This is a genomic window from Kitasatospora sp. NPDC048296 (genome assembly GCF_043201815.1).
In the GTDB taxonomy this organism is placed as follows: Bacteria; Actinomycetota; Actinomycetes; order Streptomycetales; family Streptomycetaceae; genus Kitasatospora.
Genome location: NZ_JBICZB010000013.1, coordinates 96,100 through 112,390 on the forward strand (window position 1 = coordinate 96,100; position 16,291 = coordinate 112,390).

The following is a 16,291-nucleotide window of genomic DNA, read 5'->3' on the forward strand; positions in this document are numbered from 1 at the left end:
CTGTCACCGGGCTGTCCTCCCCCCACAGCCGCCCGGCTTGCCCCGGCACCTCGATGCCGCGCGCACCACCTTCCCGACTTCCCGCCCGAGACCGCCTCCTGACGGTCCGTCCGCGAACAGGACTCACCACCATGGCACCGAACCCGGCACCCTCCCATACCCTCTCCCGCCCCGATGCCGGGCGGAGCAGACGCCGCCTGGCGGCCGTCGTCGCCTCGCTGGCCGCCCTGAGCCTGGTCAGCGCCTGCGGCTACGGGTCGAAGGCGGACGACAAGTCCTCGGACACCAAGGCCAACTCGACAGCCGCCGGCGGGAATTCCACCGGCGCGAAGCTCTCCGCGGACACCGTGAAGATCGGCTACTTCGCCAACCTGACCCACGGCACCGCTCTGGTCGGCCTCCAGGAGGGCCTGTTCCAGAAGGAGTTGGGCGCCACCCAGATCAAGACCCAGGTCTTCAACGCGGGCCCGTCCGAGATCGAGGCGCTCAACGCCGGCTCCATCGACATCGGCTGGATCGGCCCCTCCCCCGCGATCAACGGCTACACCAAGTCCGACGGCAAGTCGCTGAAGATCATCGGTGGTTCGGCCTCCGGCGGGGTCAAGCTCGTGGTCAACCCGGCGAAGATCTCCTCGCTGGACGACCTCAAGGGCAAGAAGATCGCCACCCCGCAGCTGGGCAACACCCAGGACGTGGCACTGCTCAACTACCTCGCGGGCAAGGGCTACAAGGTCGAGGCGACCTCCGGCGCGGGCGACGTCTCCGTGGTGCGCACCGACAACAAGGTCACCCCCGACGCCTACAAGCAGGGCTCCATCGACGGCGCCTGGGTGCCCGAGCCGACCGCCTCCAAGCTGGTCACGCTCGGCGCGAAGGTCCTGCTCGACGAGAAGGACGTCTGGCCGGACAAGAAGTTCGTGATCACCAACATCATCGTCTCGCAGAAGTTCCTCAAGGAGCACCCGGACGTGGTGGAGGCCGTGCTGCGCGGCTCGGTGAACACCAACGCCTTCATCAAGTCCAGCCCCTACAAGGCCAAGGCCGACGCCAACGAGGCCATCAAGCAGGCCACCGGCAACGCGCTGGAGCCGGCCGTCCTCGACCCGGCCTGGGCCGACATCGACTTCCTCGACGACCCGCTGGCGAACACCCTGCAGGCCGAGGCCGACCACGCCGTCACCGCCGGGCTCCTCAAGCTGCCCAGATCAAGTTCCGCTGGCGCGGGGGCGAACCTGGACGGCATCTACGACCTCACCCTGCTCAACAAGGTCCTCGCGGCACAGGGCCAGGCCTCCGTGGCGGACGCCGGACTCGGCGCCAAGTAGCGCCGGACGTACGGCAGTTCACCCCCGAACCCGCGGTCCGGTCCCCCGCCCGCCCGGTCGATCCCCGATCGATGCCCACCGGGACGGGCGGGGGCCGGACCCCGGCCCCCGCTTCGCAGCCCTTTCCCTCCTGGCCCGCCGACCGGCAGGAGGGGCCCATGACCACTCACGCAGGAGGGGCCCGCATGAGCGAGCACAGCGAGCGAATCATCAGAAGGCGCGCGTGGGCGAATGCCCCTGCCGAGCGAAGCGAGGAGGGCGCATGAGCCCGGCACTGACCACCGAGGCCAACGCCACCGGCGTCCACGCCCCCGGCGGCGCGCCCGCCGTGCGGATCTCGCACGTGCACAAGTCCTTCGGCCGCCCGGGCGCGCAGACCCACGTCCTGGACGACATCACCCTCGACGTCGCGCCCGGCGAGTTCGTCACCCTGCTCGGCGCCTCCGGCTGCGGCAAGTCCACCCTGCTCAACCTGGTCGCCGGCCTGGACAAGCCCAGCCGCGGCACCATCGAGGTGCCCGGCGGCCGCCCCGCCCTGATGTTCCAGGAGCACGCGCTGTTCCCCTGGCTCACCGCCGGCAGGAACATCGAGCTGGCCCTCAAGCTGGCCGGCGTGCCCCGTCCCGAGCGCCGCGCCGAGGCCGAGCGCCTGCTCGAACTCGTCCGCCTGGGCGGCGCGTACGGCAAGCGGGTGCACGAGCTATCCGGCGGCATGCGCCAGCGCGTGGCGATGGCCCGGGCGCTCGCCCAGGGCAGCAAGGTGCTGCTGATGGACGAGCCGTTCGCCGCGCTCGACGCCATCACCCGGGACGTGCTGCACGACGAGATCACCCGGATCTGGGCCGAACGCCGGCTGTCCGTCCTGTTCGTCACCCACAACGTGCGCGAGGCGGTGCGTCTGGCCCAGCGCGTCGTGCTGCTCTCCTCCCGCCCCGGCCGGGTCGCCCGCGAGTGGCGGATCGACCTGCCGCAGCCGCGCCGCATCGAGTCCTCGGGCGTGGCCGACCTGTCCATCGAGATCACCGAAGAACTGCGTGGGGAGATCCGTCGCCATGTCCAGCACTGACACCACGCTGTCCCGCCCCGACAGCGGCACCGCCGACGTCGGCGCCGGCCTCGACGCCCTCGACTCCGTCTCCGCACAGCGCAGTTCACTCGGCGAGGTGCTGCGCACCAAGGCGCTGCCGCCGCTGATCGGCGTGCTGGTCGTGCTCGCGCTGTGGCAGGGCGCGTACAGCCTGCACCTCACCTCCTCGTACAAGCTGCCCAGCCCCGCGGACGTGTGGCACTCCCTGCAGGACCTCTGGTACCAGGGCACGCTGTTCTCCATCATCTGGACCAGCGTCTGGCGCGGCCTGTCCGGCTTCCTGCTCGCCGTCGTCATCGGCACCCCGATCGGCCTGGTGGTCGCCCGGGTCAAGCCGGTGCGCACCGCGATCGGCCCGGTCCTGCAGGGCCTGCAGTCGCTGCCCTCGGTCGCCTGGGTACCCGCCGCGGTCATCTGGCTCGGCATCAACGACTCGATGATGTACGCGGTGATCCTGCTCGGCGCCGTCCCCTCCATCGCCAACGGCCTGGTCGCCGGCATCGACCAGGTGCCGCCGCTGTTCCTGCGCGCCGGACGCACCATCGGCGCCACCGGCCTGACCGGCGCCCGCCACGTGCTCATCCCCGCCGCGCTGCCCGGCTACCTGGCCGGCCTCAAGCAGGGCTGGGCATTCTCCTGGCGCTCCCTGATGGCCGCCGAACTGGTCGCCTCCTCCCCCGACCTCGGCCGGGGCCTCGGCCGGTTCCTGGAGGACCAGCGCGAGTTCTCCGACATGTCCGGCGTCCTGCTCGGCATCATCCTCATCCTGTTCGTCGGCATCGCCATCGAACTGCTGGTGTTCACCCCGATCGAGCGCCGGGTCCTGCGCAACCGCGGCCTGCTGACCGCCACCAAGTGAGGCCCCGCTGATGCCCGCCCTGCTCCTCATCGCCCACGGCAGCCGCGACCCGCGCCACGCCGCGACCGTCGCCGCCCTGGTACGGCAGGTGCGGGCGCAGCGGCCCGGCCTGGAGGTCGCCACCGCCTACCTGGACCACTGCGCCCCGCGGATCCCCCAGGTCGTGGGCCGGCTCGACGACGCGGTGGCCGTCCCGCTGCTGCTCAACCGGGCCTTCCACGCCAAGCACGACATCCCCGCCGCCCTGCGGGCCGCCGGCGCCGCACTGCCGGTGGCCGACGTGCTGGGTCCCTCGCCCCTGCTGCTGACCGCCCTGGACCGCCGCCTCGCCGAGGCCGGGCTCGACGTCCGCTCGGCCGCGGTCCGCGCCCGTACGGGCGTGGTGCTGGCCGCCGCGGGCTCCTCCGACCCGGCCGCCGACGCCGCCACCCGCGCCGTCGCCGCCGCATGGCGCCGCACCCGCGGCTGGGCCGCCGTCGAGGTCGCCTACGCCTCGGCCTCCGGCCCGCGCGTCCCTGACGCCCTCGCCGCCCTGCGTGCCGCCGGCGCCGAGCGCACCGCGGTCGCCCCCTACCTGGTGGCCCCGGGCCTGCTGCCCGACCGCATCGCGGCGGCCGCGAGCGGGGCGGACACCGTGGCCGACACCCTCGGCCCCGCCCCGGAACTGGCCGCCCTGCTGCTGGAGCGCTACGACGAGGCCCGCCGGGCGGCGCGGGCGGTTCCGGCGCTCACCGCCTGAGCTCGGGGTCGGCTCACTCGTGGTCGAAAATGCTGTGTTCGCTCAGGTCGGGGGCGTACCGCGACACAGTCCGATAGTCCGCGTCGATCGCGTCGAACCAGGCGGTCTGGAGCCTGGGCTCACGCAGCAGCCGGACCAGTGCCGACGTGTCGAGGAGATGGATCACCGAGCATCCTTCTCGGCCTGGTGCAGCCGCTCGGCTCGCTCGACGGACTCCCAGTGTCGGGCCCGCTCAAAATGCCTGCTGATGCGGGCCGCGCGTTCCTGCTGTTCGGCGTAGAAGCGCAGTGCGAGGTTGACAGCTTCCTTCTTGGTCCGCACTCCGGCGAGGGCCATCGCGCGCTCCAGTGCCTCTTCATCGATGTCGATCTGTGTCACGGACATCTGGCACCTCCGCCAATCGATGTTGGTGATGTACACAGCATTGCATCTCGCCAACATCGATTGCCGAAGGGATTTCAGAGCAGCGTCAGATCCGCCGCAGGACGAAACTGTCCGTCGGGTGGCCGGCGTTGGCTTCGGTGAGGCCTCCGGAGAGCTGGTAGAGGGCGCCGGCGGGGCCGGTGGTGACGGCGGTGGGAGTGGGGTCGCTGGAGGGGTGGACGGCGGTGAGGCGGGCGGTGCGCCAGCGGTCGTCGGAGCGCAGCTCCACCTCGGCGTCGCGGCCGGCGCCGTAGAAGAGGTTGGTGACGCCGGCGAGGGTGCCGTCCGGGCGGGCGAAGATGCCGTCGAGGTGCAGCAGGGCCCCGCCGTCGGCGACCTCGACGCGGCGCAGGGCGGCCGGGTCCCACAGCGGGACCTGCCACAGGGTGCCGTCGTCCCACTTGCCGAGGATGAGCCGGCCGCCCTGGTAGGCGATGCCGTTGAGGCCGTAGGAGCCGGCGGGGGCGGTGAGGCGGTCGTCGCGCAGCAGGACGGAGCCGGTGCCGTCGGGGTCGACCTGGTAGACGTACGGGGCGAAGGAGTCGGTGACGTAGGCGGTGCCGTCGGGGGCGACGGCGATGTCGTTGGCCAGGTGGGCGCCGCCGTCGGCGGCGACGGCGGCGAGGTCGGTGTAGAAGAGGCGGCGGCCGGTGTCCAGGTCGTAGGCGGCGATGCCGGCGACTCGGCCGAGGGTGGCGGGGCCGCTGCGTTCGCCGATGCCGTTGTCGAGGTTGGTGACCAGGATGCGGCGGTGGGCCTGGTCGATCCGCAGGCCGGCGATCTCTATCAGGGTGCCGGGGTCGTCGATCAGGGTGCGGACGCTACCGTCGGCGGCGACGGCGGAGACGGTGCCGTGGCGCAGCGAGCCGACCAGGAAGCGGTGGTGGGCCGCATCCCAGACCGCGGTCTCGGGCACCAGGGTGGGCGCGTGGCCGGCGATCACGGCCGGGGCCGGACGGTGGGCGGCCGCGGCGGCGGGTAGCGTGCCGGCGGTGCCGAGCAGGGTGGCGGCCGCGAGGGCGACCAACGCGCGGCGGACAGTACGGTTCTGGCGGTTCATCACGATTCCCTTGCGCATGCGGTGCGTTGTCGTGATCAAGCTTCGTTCGGACGCCGGGGGCGCAGCAGTGCGTGGGGATACTGGTAGTTCGACCACCAGGAAGGACGGGGGACATGAACGAGGTGGAGGAGCGTCGCGCGGAGCTGTCGAGTTTCCTGCGCACCCGGCGGGCCCGGCTGACGCCGCAGGACGTCGGGCTGGCGCCGGGGGTCCGGCGGCGCACGCCGGGGCTGCGGCGGGAGGAATTGGCACTGCTGGCCGGGGTGGGAGTGACCTGGTACACGTGGCTGGAGCAGGGGCGGGACATCCACCCGTCGCCGGAGGTTCTGGCGAGTCTGGCGCGGACGTTGCGGCTGGACCGGGCGGAGACGGCGTACCTGTTCCGGCTGGCGAGCAGTCATCCGCTGGACGGCGAGGTGACGGCGGCCGCCGAGGTCCCGGTGGCGCTGCTGCGGCTGATGCACGCCCAGTGGCCGTCGCCGGCCTGGGTGATGGACGCCAACTGGGACGTGCGGGCCTGGAATCCGGGCGCGGACGCGCTGTTCGGGTTGTCCGGGCGGCCGCCGCAGGAGTGCAACCTGGCGTGGGTGGTGTTCGGCAACGCGGTGCACCGGCGCCGGGTGGAGCACTGGGAGGAGCACGCCCGCCGTTTCCTGGCGCAGTTGCGCTCGGCGTACGCGGAGCGGGGCGGGGAGGCGACGGCGGTGGGCCGCCGGCTGGGCCGGATGATCCAGCATGTGCGCGGCGAGCATCCGGAGGCGGACCGCTGGCTGGACGAGCACCAGGTCGCGGAGCGTTCGGGCGCGGAGAAGGTGGTGCGCCACGAGGAGTTGGGCGAGCTTCGGATCGACCAGCACGTGCTGCTGGCCGCGGAGGGGCTGCAGTTGATCGTGATGGCGCCGCGTGACGCGGAGACGGCGGAGCGGTTGCGCCGGCTGGCGCCCGCCGCGACAGCCGAGTCCGTGGCGAGTGCCGCGCCCGCCTCGACGGCCTGACGGCAGACGGCCGGCGACAGACGGCCGGCGGCCTGACGGCGCCGGGCCCGGAAAACGGCCGGGGCCCCTCACCCGAGGGGCCCCGCAACCGTCTGTCGTTCTCGTCCCGCAGCCGTCAGTCGGCCTTGCGCCGCTGGCGCCCGGTCCCGTAGTTGGAGCCGGACTTGGAGCCGGTGCCGGGCTTGGCACGGCCCGAGGAGCGTCCGATGAAGCCGGCGGCCTGGGGCCGCTCGCCCTGGCCGGCCGCGCCGAAGCGCTGCTTGGGGCGCGGGCGGCGGGGGTTGCCGTTCATGTCGACGTCGGCGGGCAGCCCGGAGCGCTTGGCGGGGCGGCGGCGCGAGGTGGCGGCCTTGCCGTCGGCGGGCTTCTCGACGGCCGGGGCGGCCGCGGCGGCGGGGACGAGCACGGCGACCGGGACGCCGCTGGGCGTGCGGGCACCGGTGATCCGGGCCAGGTCGGCGTCGCCGGGGCGGACCTTGGTGACGGTCGGGCGGATCCCGGCGACCGTCATCAGCCGGTTGACCTCGCGGCGCTGCTCGGGCAGCACCAGGGTGACGACGGTGCCGGACTCGCCGGCCCGGGCGGTGCGGCCGCCGCGGTGCAGGTAGTCCTTGTGGTCGATCGGCGGGTCGACGTTGACGACCAGGTCGAGGCCGTCGATGTGGATGCCGCGGGCGGCGACGTTGGTGGCGATCAGCGCGGTGACGTCGCCGTCGCGGAACTGGTCGAGGACCCGGTTGCGCTGCGGCTGGGACTTGCCGCCGTGCAGGGCGGCGGCCTGGACGCCGGTGGCGCGCAGCTGCTTGGCGAGCCGGTCGGCGCCGTGCTTGGTGTGCACGAACATGATCACGCGCCCGTCGCGGGAGGCGATGTGGGCGGTGGTGGAGGCCTTGTCGGCGGGGTCGAGCTGCAGGACGTGGTGGTCCATGGTGGTGACCGCGCCGGCCGAGGGGTCGACCGAGTGGGTGACCGGGTCGTTCAGGAAGCGCTTGACCAGCCGGTCGACGTTGCGATCCAGGGTGGCGGAGAAGAGCATCCGCTGCCCGTTCTCGGCGACCTGCTCCAGCAGCTTGCTGACCTGCGGCAGGAAGCCCATGTCGGCCATCTGGTCGGCCTCGTCGAGGACGGTGATCGCGACGTCGGAGAGGTTGACGTCGCCGCGCCCGATCAGGTCGTCCAGTCGGCCGGGGGTGGCGACCAGGACCTCGGTGCCGCGGCGCACCGCGTTGGCCTGCCGGCTGATCCCCATGCCGCCGACGACGGTGGTGATCCGCAGGTTGACGGCGGTGGCGTAGGGGGTGAGCGCCTCGGTGACCTGCTGGGCGAGCTCGCGGGTGGGCACCAGGACGAGCGCCAGCGGGTGCCGGGCGTCGGCGCGGCGGCCGGCGGTGCGGGCGAGCAGCGGCAGGCCGAAGGCGAGGGTCTTGCCGGAGCCGGTGCGGCCACGGCCGAGGACGTCGCGGCCGGCGATCGAGTCGGGCAGGGTGGCGCCCTGGATCGGGAACGGCTCGGTGACGCCTTCGCGGGTGAGGGCGCTGAGGATCGCCTTGGGCAGGTCGAGTTCGGCGAAGGTGGCCGCCGGGGGCCGGGCCGGGGTGCCCTCGACGACGGTGAAGTCGGCGGGCTCGGCGGCGGCCGTGCGGGCGTTCTTGGGGGAGCCGGCCTTGGGGGCGCCGGCGCGGCTGCGCGGCTTGCGGGGGCGCTCGGCGCTCTCCCCGCCGCGGCGCGGGCGGTCGGTGCGGCGGCCCTGGTCGGCCGGGCGGTGCTGGTCGTTGTCGCGGGCGCCGCGGTCGCGGGGCGGGCGGGCAGGGTTGGTCACGGGGTCTCCGTCCGTCAGTCGGCAGCCCGCTGTCGCGGGCAGGTCGGCCGTCGGATTGGAGTGCGCCGCCCCGGCCGTTCGGCGGCATGAACGAGGGCCCGCACCGTCGAGCGGTGCGGGCCCCCGCTTCACGAGATCAGAAGATCGCGCGTCAGCGTGGTGGCTGACGTCAGCCGATGATCTGGATGTTCTCGCCCTGCGGGCCCTTCTGGCCCTGGGTGACGTCGAACTCGACGCGCTGACCCTCGACGAGCTCACGGAAGCCCTGGGCCTGGATGTTCGAGTAGTGGGCGAACACGTCCGGGCCGCCACCGTCCTGCTCGATGAAGCCGAAGCCCTTTTCGCTGTTGAACCACTTCACGGTGCCGGTAGCCATAACCGTCTCCTCATATTGGGGCATCAGGGATTCACACCTCGTGAATCCCCAAGTAGCCGCGATCCCCATCCGGAGACTGAAACACCGGACAAAACAAATGCGCCTGTTGGTTGGGACCAGCAGGCGCACACAAGCGTTCATGGGAACCAAAACTGCAACTGCTTCGACTGTAGCACGGTCGTACCCCGATTGACCGGGGAGTTTCCTGCCCGGAAGATCACGTTTGCCGCCCCGGTAAAGCGGGGAGCGGCGCCCCGCCGACGCGGGGCGCCGCCTGTGGTTCAGCCCGTGATCAGGCCGTGGCCGAGCGCTCGGTTCAGCGCCGGCCGGCCGGCTCCGGCACGCCGTGGGCGTCGGACAGCGGGGCCGGGCCCTCGCCGTGGCCGGGCCCCTTGGCGTCGCCGTGGCCGGGCCACCAGGCGCGGCGGCCGAGCAGGGCGGTGAGCGCCGGGGTGAAGAACATCGCCATCACGAAGGCCGCGATGATGATGCCGATGGCGATCGAGAAGCCCATCTCGCTCATCATCGTGTTGCCGGCCAGCAGCATGGTGCCGAAGGTCGCGGCCAGGATGAAGCCGGCCGCGGCCACCGTCGGGCCGCCGTGGCGGATCGCCTGGCTGGCCGCCTCGTGGGGGTCGCGGCCCTCGCGGGCCTCCTCGCGCAGTCGGGCGATCATCAGGATGTTGTAGTCGGTGCCGAGCGCGACCACGAACAGGTAGATCAGGATCGGCAGCATGAACATCAGACCGGCTTCGCCCTTGATGTTCTGGAACACCAGGGTGGTGGCGCCGAGGGTGGCGCCGAAGCCGAGGCCGACCGAGGCCATCAGGTACCACGGGGCGACCACGCTGCGCAGCAGCAGGCCGAGGATGATCATGATCAGCACCGCGGCGATCGGGAAGACCAGGCTGTAGTCGTGGACCATCGCCGTGTTGATGTCCTTGTACACCGACGAGGTGCCGGAGACGTAGGCCTTGGTACCGGCGGGCGCCTCGCTGTGGGCGACCTTGCGGACCTCGCCGACGGTGTCGATGGCCTTGTTGCTGGACGCCTCGTCCTTCAGGACGACGGTGACGTCGACGGTGAGCCCGTCCTTGCTGATGCCGCGCTCCGGGTTCGGCATGGCGGCGCCGGCCACGCCGTCGACCTTGCCGAGGTCGTTCACGTAGCCCTGGAGGGAGGCCAGGTCGATCTTGTTGCCGTTCTCGCTGGTGACGAGGACGTGGGTGGGGTCGGCGGCGCCGGCCGAGTAGGCCTTGATCATCGCGTCCTGGACGACCATCGACTCCTTGTCCTTCGGCATGGAGCTGCCGGCCATGTCGAAGGTGCCCTTGTAGCCGAGGGCGGCGAGCGCGAGGCCGACCATCACCAGGCCGGAGACCAGGGCGGCGACGGCCGGACGGCGGCCCACGCCGCGGCCGATGGCGGCGAAGCGGGCGTTCGAGGGCTCGCGCTGCCAGGCCTTGGAGGGCCAGAACAGGACCTTCTCGGGGATCAGGCACAGGATCGCGGGCACCAGGGTGACCGAGGCGATCGCGGTGACGGCGACGGCGATGGCCAGCGCCGGGCCGAGCGCCTTGAACATGCCGAGGCTGGACAGCACGAGCACGGCGAAGGCGACCACGACGGCGCCGGCGGCGGAGGTGATGGCCTCGCCGACCCGGCCGACCGCGTTGGCCACGGCCTCCTTGCGGTTGTCCCCGGCCCGCAGCCGCTCGCGGTAGCGGAACATCAGGAACAGGAAGTAGTCGGTGCCGACGCCGTAGAGCACGACGGTCAGGATCTGCGACATCGAGCTGTCGGCCTTGAGGCCGAACCAGTCGCTCGCGAAGCCGATCAGACCGGTGGCGACCAGCGAGTAGATGACCACCGAGATCACCGGCAGCAGCGCGATGATCGGGCTGCGGAAGATGATCCCGAGCGTGAGCAGGATGATCACGACGGTGCCGAGGCCGATCAGCATGCCGGCCGTCTTGCTGGAGTCCTTCTGGTCCAGCGCGGTCGCGGCCGGGCCGCCGACCTGGTACTTCAGGTTGGTGCCGGCGGCGAGCTCCTTGCCGTCGTCACGCAGCTTCTTGGCGGCGTCGGTGAACTCGTCCGACTGCATCTTGGTCTTGTCGATGGCGACGAGCGCCATCGCGTACTTGTGGTCCTTGGAGTACGAGCCCGTCTTCTCGGAGACCGGGAGGACCTGCTCGACCAGCGGGATCTTCTTGTCGGCCAGGCCCTGGGTGATCTTGTCCATGGCGGCCTGGTCGTTCCCGTCCAGCTGACCACCGTCGGTGCGCTCGAAGAGCAGCAGCGCGGAGGGCGCCTTGTCGGACGGGAAGGCCCTCTGCTGGAGGTCCATCGCCTGGATGGACTCGTAGTGCTTGGGCAGGAAGGACGACTCATCGGTGCTGGCGGTGAGCTCGGGAGCGGACCCGATGATCGCGACCGCGGCGATCAGCCACGCGCCGATCACCCACCAGGCTCGACGGACGACTACGTGTCCTAGTCGGTGGAACATGCTCGAATGCCTCCTGGGCATGGTTCACCGCAGCCCTTGGGGGACGGGACGCTGGGCGACGGCAGGACCGGCGTCGCGAGCGCGCGAGGCGCCACTAGCCGGTCGGCAGGTAAGTGGGACTGGGTGTCATCCTACGAGTACGTGCTTGCCGCCCGGCAAGGTGCCCCCGTAATCCAACCCCCGTACGGGGCCGCCCCGAACCGGCCCCGACCCAGTTTCTCCCGACCGCACCCCGGTTGACCTCGTGCTCTGGGTGGAGACATCTCCCCCTCAGGGTGGAGCCCGTCCCCTACTCCAAGGAGGAGGCGTCAGGGTCGCGAGGTAGGGAAAACCCCACCCCGCCCCCGAGGCGGGCCCCAGGGCGCACTCACCCGCCAGCCGGATTACCGCCCAACCACCGCTTCCCTACTGTCAGTTGCGACGCCGGAGCGGTATCCGGCGGACACCTTCTCCGGCGGTCGAGGCGATCGGGCCGCCGCCGCTCACCTCGGCGTCGACCGCCGCTCTCCCAGGGGGATCCCGTGAAGACCAGAATCGGCACTGCCGCCGCGATGGGCGCCTGGAGCGCCCGACACAGAAAGACCGCCGTCTTCGGTTGGCTGCTCTTCGTCGTCCTGGCCGCCGTGCTCGGCGGCCTGCACGGCAGCACCGAGGTGACCGAGTCCGAGTCGATGCCCGGCCAGGTCTCCCGCGCCGCGAAGATCCTCGACCAGGCCGGACTGAAGAGCCCCGCCGGCGAGACCGTCCTGGTCCAGAGCGCCACCCGCGGCGCCGACGACCCGGACTTCAAGGCCGTCGTCTCCCAGGTGGTCGCCGCCGTCGACGGTACCGGCAAGGCCGCCGAGGTCCGCTCCCCGTACGACACCAAGGCGGTCTCCCGGGACGGCCACTCCGTGCTCGTCCTGCTCACCCTCAAGGGCGACCAGGACCAGGCGGTCAACGAGGTCCGGTCCGTCATGGACGCCGTCGCCGGGGTGCAGCGGCAGCACCCGGACCTCACCGTGGTCGAGCTGGGCGACGCCAGCTCCGGCAAGTGGATCCAGGACCAGTTCAAGGACGACTTCGCCCGCGCCGAGTGGACGGCCGTGCCGCTGGCGCTCGGCATCCTGCTGATCGCCTTCGGCGCACTGGTCGCCGCCGTGCTGCCGGTGGTGCTCGCGCTGACCGCCTTCGTCGCGGCCGGCGGGCTGGTCGCGCTCAGCAGCGGCCTGCTGCACACCAGCAACGACGCCAGCTCGGTGATGCTGCTGGTCGGCCTCGCCGTCGGCGTCGACTACTGCCTCTTCTACCTGCGCCGCGAGCGCGAGGAGCGGGCCGCCGGACGCGACGCGGCCACCGCGCTGACCGTCGCCGCCGCCACCAGCGGCCGGGCCGTCCTGGTCTCCGGCGTCACCGTGGTGGTCGCCATGGCCGGCATGTTCCTCACCGGGATCGCCGACTTCCGGGCGATGGCCTACGCCACCATCGTGGTCGTGATCACCGCCGTGCTCGGCTCGCTCACCGTGCTGCCCGCGCTGCTGTCCATGCTCGGCGACCGGGTCGAGAAGGGCCGGGTGCCCCTCCTCGCCAGGCTGCGCCGCCCCGACGCCGTCCGCACCGGCGGGCGGTTCTGGAACGCGGTGCTCACCCCGGTGCTGGGCCGCCCGCTGGCCTCCACCGTGCTCGCCGGGGCCGCGCTGCTGGCCCTGGCCGCGCCACTGCTCACCATGCACACCGCCAATCTGACCTTCCAGCAGCAGCTGCCCGCGGGCAACGAGCTGGTCGCCGCCTCGCAGAAGATCGAGGCCGCCTTCCCCGGCAGCCCCGCCCCCGCCACCGTGGTGATCAAGGCCGCCGACATCTCCTCCCCCGCGATGACCGCCGCGATCGCCGACCTGCGGAACCGGGCCCTGGCCAGCGGACGGATGCACGGGCCGGTCGAGGTCACGGTGCACGCCGACAAGAACATCGCCACCGTCGACATCCCCCTCGACGGCACCGGCAACGACGCCGTCAGCAACGCCGCGCTGAAGACCCTGCGCGAGGACCTGGTGCCCGCGACCGTCCTCAAGGTGCCCGGCACCGAGGCCCCGGTCACCGGCCGCACCGCCGGCTCCTACGACTTCAACGCCAAGATGACCGGCTCGATGCCGCTGGTCTTCGGCTTCGTGGTCGCCTTCGCCTTCGTGCTGATGCTCACCTCCTTCCGCTCGCTGGCCGTCGCCCTCACCGCCGTGGTGCTCAACCTGCTCTCGGTGGGCGCCGCGTACGGGGTCCTGACCCTGGTCTTCCAGCACGGCGTGGGCGCCTCGCTGCTGGGCACCGCCGGGGTCGGCGCGGTGGAGTCCTGGGTGCCGCTGTTCCTCTTCGTGATCCTCTTCGGACTCTCGATGGACTACCACGTCTTCGTGGTCTCCCGGATCAAGGAGGGCCGCGACCGCGGCCTGCCGACCCAGGCCGCGATCGCCCACGGCATCCGCTCCACGGCCGGGGTGGTCACCAGCGCCGCGGTGATCATGGTGGCGGTGTTCGCGGTCTTCGGCACCCTGTCCATGCAGGCGATGAAGCAGATGGGCGTGGGCCTGGCGGTCGCGGTGCTCATCGACGCCACGGTGATCCGCGCGGTGCTGCTGCCCTCGGTGATGAGCCTGCTCGGCGAGCGCAACTGGTACCTGCCGCGCTGGCTGGCCTGGCTGCCGGACCTCTCGCACGGCGAGTCCTTCCCGCCGGTCGGCGCCGGGCGCGCCCTGCAGGAGCAGCCGGCCGCGCCCGCGGACGGCCCCCGGCACCGCCGGGTCGAGGCCTGAGGTCCCTCCCCCGCACCGACGTCGCACGGACGCCGGGCCGCCGCACCGCGCGGGGCCCGGCGTCCGTGCGTCATGATGATCACCGTCCGGGGCCCTTCGGACACCCGCCGGCGGAACGGAGCCCAGCCATGATCCCCTTCGACGAGGGCCGCGCCCGGCTGCTGCTCGCCCACGCCTGCGAGTCCGCCGGACTGCCCGGCCCCGGCGACGCCCGGCTGCTCGCGCTCGGCGAGAACGCCGTCTTCGACCTCGGCGACCCGGCCGTGGTCGCCAAGGTCGGCCGCGGCCCCGAGCTGTACGACCGGGCGCACCGCGAGCTGGCCGTCGCGCACTGGCTGGCCGGGCAGGACGTCCCGGTGGTGCGCCCGTACCAGGAGGTGGCGTCCGAGCCGCAGCTCGCCCACGGGCACCCGGTCACCTTCTGGCACCGGCTCGCCCCCGCCGTACGCCCGGCCCGCCCGGCCGACCTCGCCCCGCTGCTGCGCGCCCTGCACCGGCTGCCGCTGCCGCCCTTCCGGCTCGGGCAGCGCGACCTGCTGGCGCCGGTGGAGCGCTGGCTGGCCTCCGCCGAGGGCCAAGTCGCCCCCGAGGACGTCGCCTTCCTGCGCCACCGCCGGGACGCCTTCGAGGCCGCCCTGCCCGACCTGGTGCCGCAGCTGCACCCCGGGGTGATCCACGGCGACGCGCTGCCGCGCAACGTCCACGTCGGCCCGGACGGGCCGGTGCTGCTCGACCTGGAGAACGTCTCGCACGACCTGCGCGAGCACGACCTGGTGGTCCTCGCGCTCAGCCACGACCGGTACGGCGTGCCGGGCGAGGAGTACCGGGCGTTCACCGCCGCGTACGGCTGGGACGTGCGCGACTGGCCCGGCTTCGCGGTGCTGCGCGGGGCCCGGGAGACCGCCAGCGCCTCCTGGGTCGCGCAGCAGGCGGCGGGCAACCCGGCCGCGCTGGCGGAGTTCCGACGCCGGGTCGACTCGCTCCGCGAGGGGGCCGCCGAGGTGCGGTGGTACCCGTTCTGACGGTGCGGGGATACCCCGGCTGAGGGCCGGGTGCCAACCCGGGCGAGTGTGAGAAGGCTCTTAAGGCGGATCGGTCCGGCGCGCAACCGGGGCACGTACGGTTGGCGTCTGATCGGACAGTCGTCCTGACCGAGGAATCGGCCCCCCTTCTCGTCCCTCAGGAGCCGCGCCATGCCCACGGCCGCCGCCCGTCGCCCCTCCCACCCGACCCGCCCGACCCGTGGCCGCAGCAGCCTGATCGCGGGCTGCGTCGCGGTGGCCGCCCTCCTGGGCCTGACCGCGTGCGGCACCGCCAGCGGAGCGCTGCAGTCGACCAGCGCCTCCGCCCCGTCCTCCGGTGACACGCCGCAGCAGCCGACCGGCACGGGCGCCGCCACCATCGCGCCCACCCCCGGCCCGGACGCCTCGGACGCCGCGGACGGCTCCGGCCCGGTGGCGGCGCCGCCGGTCGCCCCGAAGTCCAAGACCCCGGTGGCGCCGGCAGCGCAGACCAGGACCCCGGGGCAGCCCTCCGCCGACGCGGCCCCCTCCTCGCCCGCCGCGCCGGCCGCCGCGCCGCCCGCCCACACCGGGCCGGGCAAGGTCATCGGCTCCACCGCCTCCGGCGGCCGTACCGTCGCGCTCACCTTCGACGACGGCCCCGGCCCCGCCACCCCCCAGATCCTCGACCTGCTCGCCCAGTACCACGTCAAGGCCACCTTCTGCGAGATCGGCCAGAACGCCGCCGCCAACCCGGCCCTGGTCAAGCGGATCCTCGCCGAGGGCCACCGGCTCTGCGACCACAGCCTCGACCACCCCCAGCCCTTCGAGAAGCTCCCGCACGACAAGGCGGTGCACGAGATCACCAGCGCCCGGGACATGATCGTCCAGGCCGGCGGGCCGGACACCCGGATCAGCTGGTTCCGCGCCCCCGGCGGCGGCTTCAACGCGGACAACGAGCACATCACCGCGAGCCTCGGGATGTCCTCGCTCGGCTGGTCCGTCGACCCGCGCGACTGGTCCCGCCCGGGCGTGCCCGCGATCGTCTCCACCGTGCAGAGCCAGCTCAAGCCCGGCGGCGTGATACTGATGCACGACGGCGGCGGCGACCGCAGCCAGACCGTGGCCGCGCTCAAGCAGCTGCTGCCGTGGCTGGTCGCCCAGGGGTACACCTTCGACCTCCCGGCGGCGTAAGGCAGTCGGGGTCCCCCGCGTTCACCCGGCGGGGGGGGGGGGGGGGGGGGGGGGGGCGGCGCGCCCCCGCCCCCCCCCCCCCCCCCCCCCCCCCCCCCCCCCCCCCCCCCCCCCCCCC

General features: G+C 72.9%; 14 protein-coding genes. 8 read left to right on the plus strand and 6 right to left on the minus strand.

Annotated features, from left to right (window positions below; all coding sequences use genetic code 11):
* Positions 1-131: 131 nt before the first annotated feature.
* The 4 genes from ACGF12_RS11060 (at position 132) to ACGF12_RS11075 (ending at position 4,010) form a co-directional block, all read left to right on the plus strand.
* Positions 132-1,325 (plus strand): aliphatic sulfonate ABC transporter substrate-binding protein, encoded by a 1,194-nt coding sequence (locus ACGF12_RS11060; protein WP_393028000.1) that lies wholly within the window; start codon positions 132-134, stop codon positions 1,323-1,325.
* Positions 1,326-1,587: 262 nt separating this feature from the next.
* Positions 1,588-2,391: an ABC transporter ATP-binding protein gene (locus tag ACGF12_RS11065; RefSeq protein WP_393028001.1), complete on the plus strand. Its 804-nt coding sequence runs from the start codon at positions 1,588-1,590 to the stop codon at positions 2,389-2,391.
* Complete coding sequence (locus ACGF12_RS11070) at positions 2,378-3,271, plus strand: ABC transporter permease (protein ID WP_393028002.1); 894 nt, start codon at positions 2,378-2,380, stop codon at positions 3,269-3,271. Before ACGF12_RS11065 ends, ACGF12_RS11070 begins: the two co-directional genes overlap by 14 nt.
* A gap of 10 nt (positions 3,272-3,281) precedes the next feature.
* Entirely contained in the window at positions 3,282-4,010 is a 729-nt protein-coding gene (locus tag ACGF12_RS11075; RefSeq protein ID WP_393028003.1) for a sirohydrochlorin chelatase, read from the plus strand.
* A 13-nt stretch (positions 4,011-4,023) separates the two neighbouring features.
* Here ACGF12_RS11075 and ACGF12_RS11080 read toward each other — a convergent pair whose 3' ends face one another.
* The 3 genes from ACGF12_RS11080 to ACGF12_RS11090 form a co-directional block, all read right to left on the minus strand.
* The gene (locus ACGF12_RS11080; RefSeq protein WP_393028004.1) at positions 4,024-4,176 is read right to left on the minus strand and encodes a hypothetical protein; all 153 of its coding nucleotides are present in this window, start codon (positions 4,174-4,176) and stop codon (positions 4,024-4,026) included.
* Positions 4,173-4,394, minus strand: a complete 222-nt coding sequence (locus ACGF12_RS11085) for a type II toxin-antitoxin system VapB family antitoxin (RefSeq protein WP_393028005.1) — start codon at positions 4,392-4,394, stop codon at positions 4,173-4,175. The genes ACGF12_RS11080 and ACGF12_RS11085 overlap by 4 nt, the downstream gene beginning before the upstream one ends.
* Before the next feature lie 85 nt (positions 4,395-4,479).
* A complete protein-coding gene (locus tag ACGF12_RS11090) occupies positions 4,480-5,511 on the minus strand; it encodes a hypothetical protein (protein WP_393028006.1) in 1,032 nt (343 codons plus the stop codon).
* A 95-nt stretch (positions 5,512-5,606) separates the two neighbouring features.
* Here ACGF12_RS11090 and ACGF12_RS11095 point away from each other — a divergent pair, with 95 nt between their 5' ends.
* Positions 5,607-6,488, plus strand: a complete 882-nt coding sequence (locus tag ACGF12_RS11095; protein ID WP_393028007.1) for a helix-turn-helix transcriptional regulator — start codon at positions 5,607-5,609, stop codon at positions 6,486-6,488.
* Positions 6,489-6,603: 115 nt separating this feature from the next.
* On the opposite strand, the gene ACGF12_RS11100 is transcribed toward ACGF12_RS11095, so the two are convergent.
* From ACGF12_RS11100 to ACGF12_RS11110, 3 genes are all read right to left on the minus strand, one after another.
* Entirely contained in the window at positions 6,604-8,307 is a 1,704-nt protein-coding gene (locus ACGF12_RS11100; protein ID WP_393028008.1) for a DEAD/DEAH box helicase, read from the minus strand.
* A gap of 169 nt (positions 8,308-8,476) precedes the next feature.
* On the minus strand, positions 8,477-8,683 hold the full coding sequence (locus tag ACGF12_RS11105; protein WP_380614299.1) for a cold-shock protein: 207 nt from the start codon (positions 8,681-8,683) through the stop codon (positions 8,477-8,479).
* A gap of 316 nt (positions 8,684-8,999) precedes the next feature.
* Positions 9,000-11,192 carry an MMPL family transporter gene (locus ACGF12_RS11110; protein WP_393028009.1) on the minus strand — a complete coding sequence of 731 codons (2,193 nt, stop codon included), beginning with the start codon at positions 11,190-11,192 and terminating at the stop codon, positions 9,000-9,002.
* Positions 11,193-11,743: 551 nt separating this feature from the next.
* Here ACGF12_RS11110 and ACGF12_RS11115 point away from each other — a divergent pair.
* The 3 genes from ACGF12_RS11115 (at position 11,744) to ACGF12_RS11125 (ending at position 16,173) form a co-directional block, all read left to right on the plus strand.
* Complete coding sequence (locus tag ACGF12_RS11115) at positions 11,744-13,978, plus strand: MMPL family transporter (protein WP_393028037.1); 2,235 nt, start codon at positions 11,744-11,746, stop codon at positions 13,976-13,978.
* A gap of 128 nt (positions 13,979-14,106) precedes the next feature.
* On the plus strand, positions 14,107-15,000 hold the full coding sequence (locus ACGF12_RS11120) for a phosphotransferase enzyme family protein (RefSeq protein WP_393028010.1): 894 nt from the start codon (positions 14,107-14,109) through the stop codon (positions 14,998-15,000).
* Between the two features lie 171 nt (positions 15,001-15,171).
* Positions 15,172-16,173 (plus strand): polysaccharide deacetylase family protein, encoded by a 1,002-nt coding sequence (locus tag ACGF12_RS11125; RefSeq protein WP_393028011.1) that lies wholly within the window; start codon positions 15,172-15,174, stop codon positions 16,171-16,173.
* Positions 16,174-16,291 lie beyond the last annotated feature (118 nt).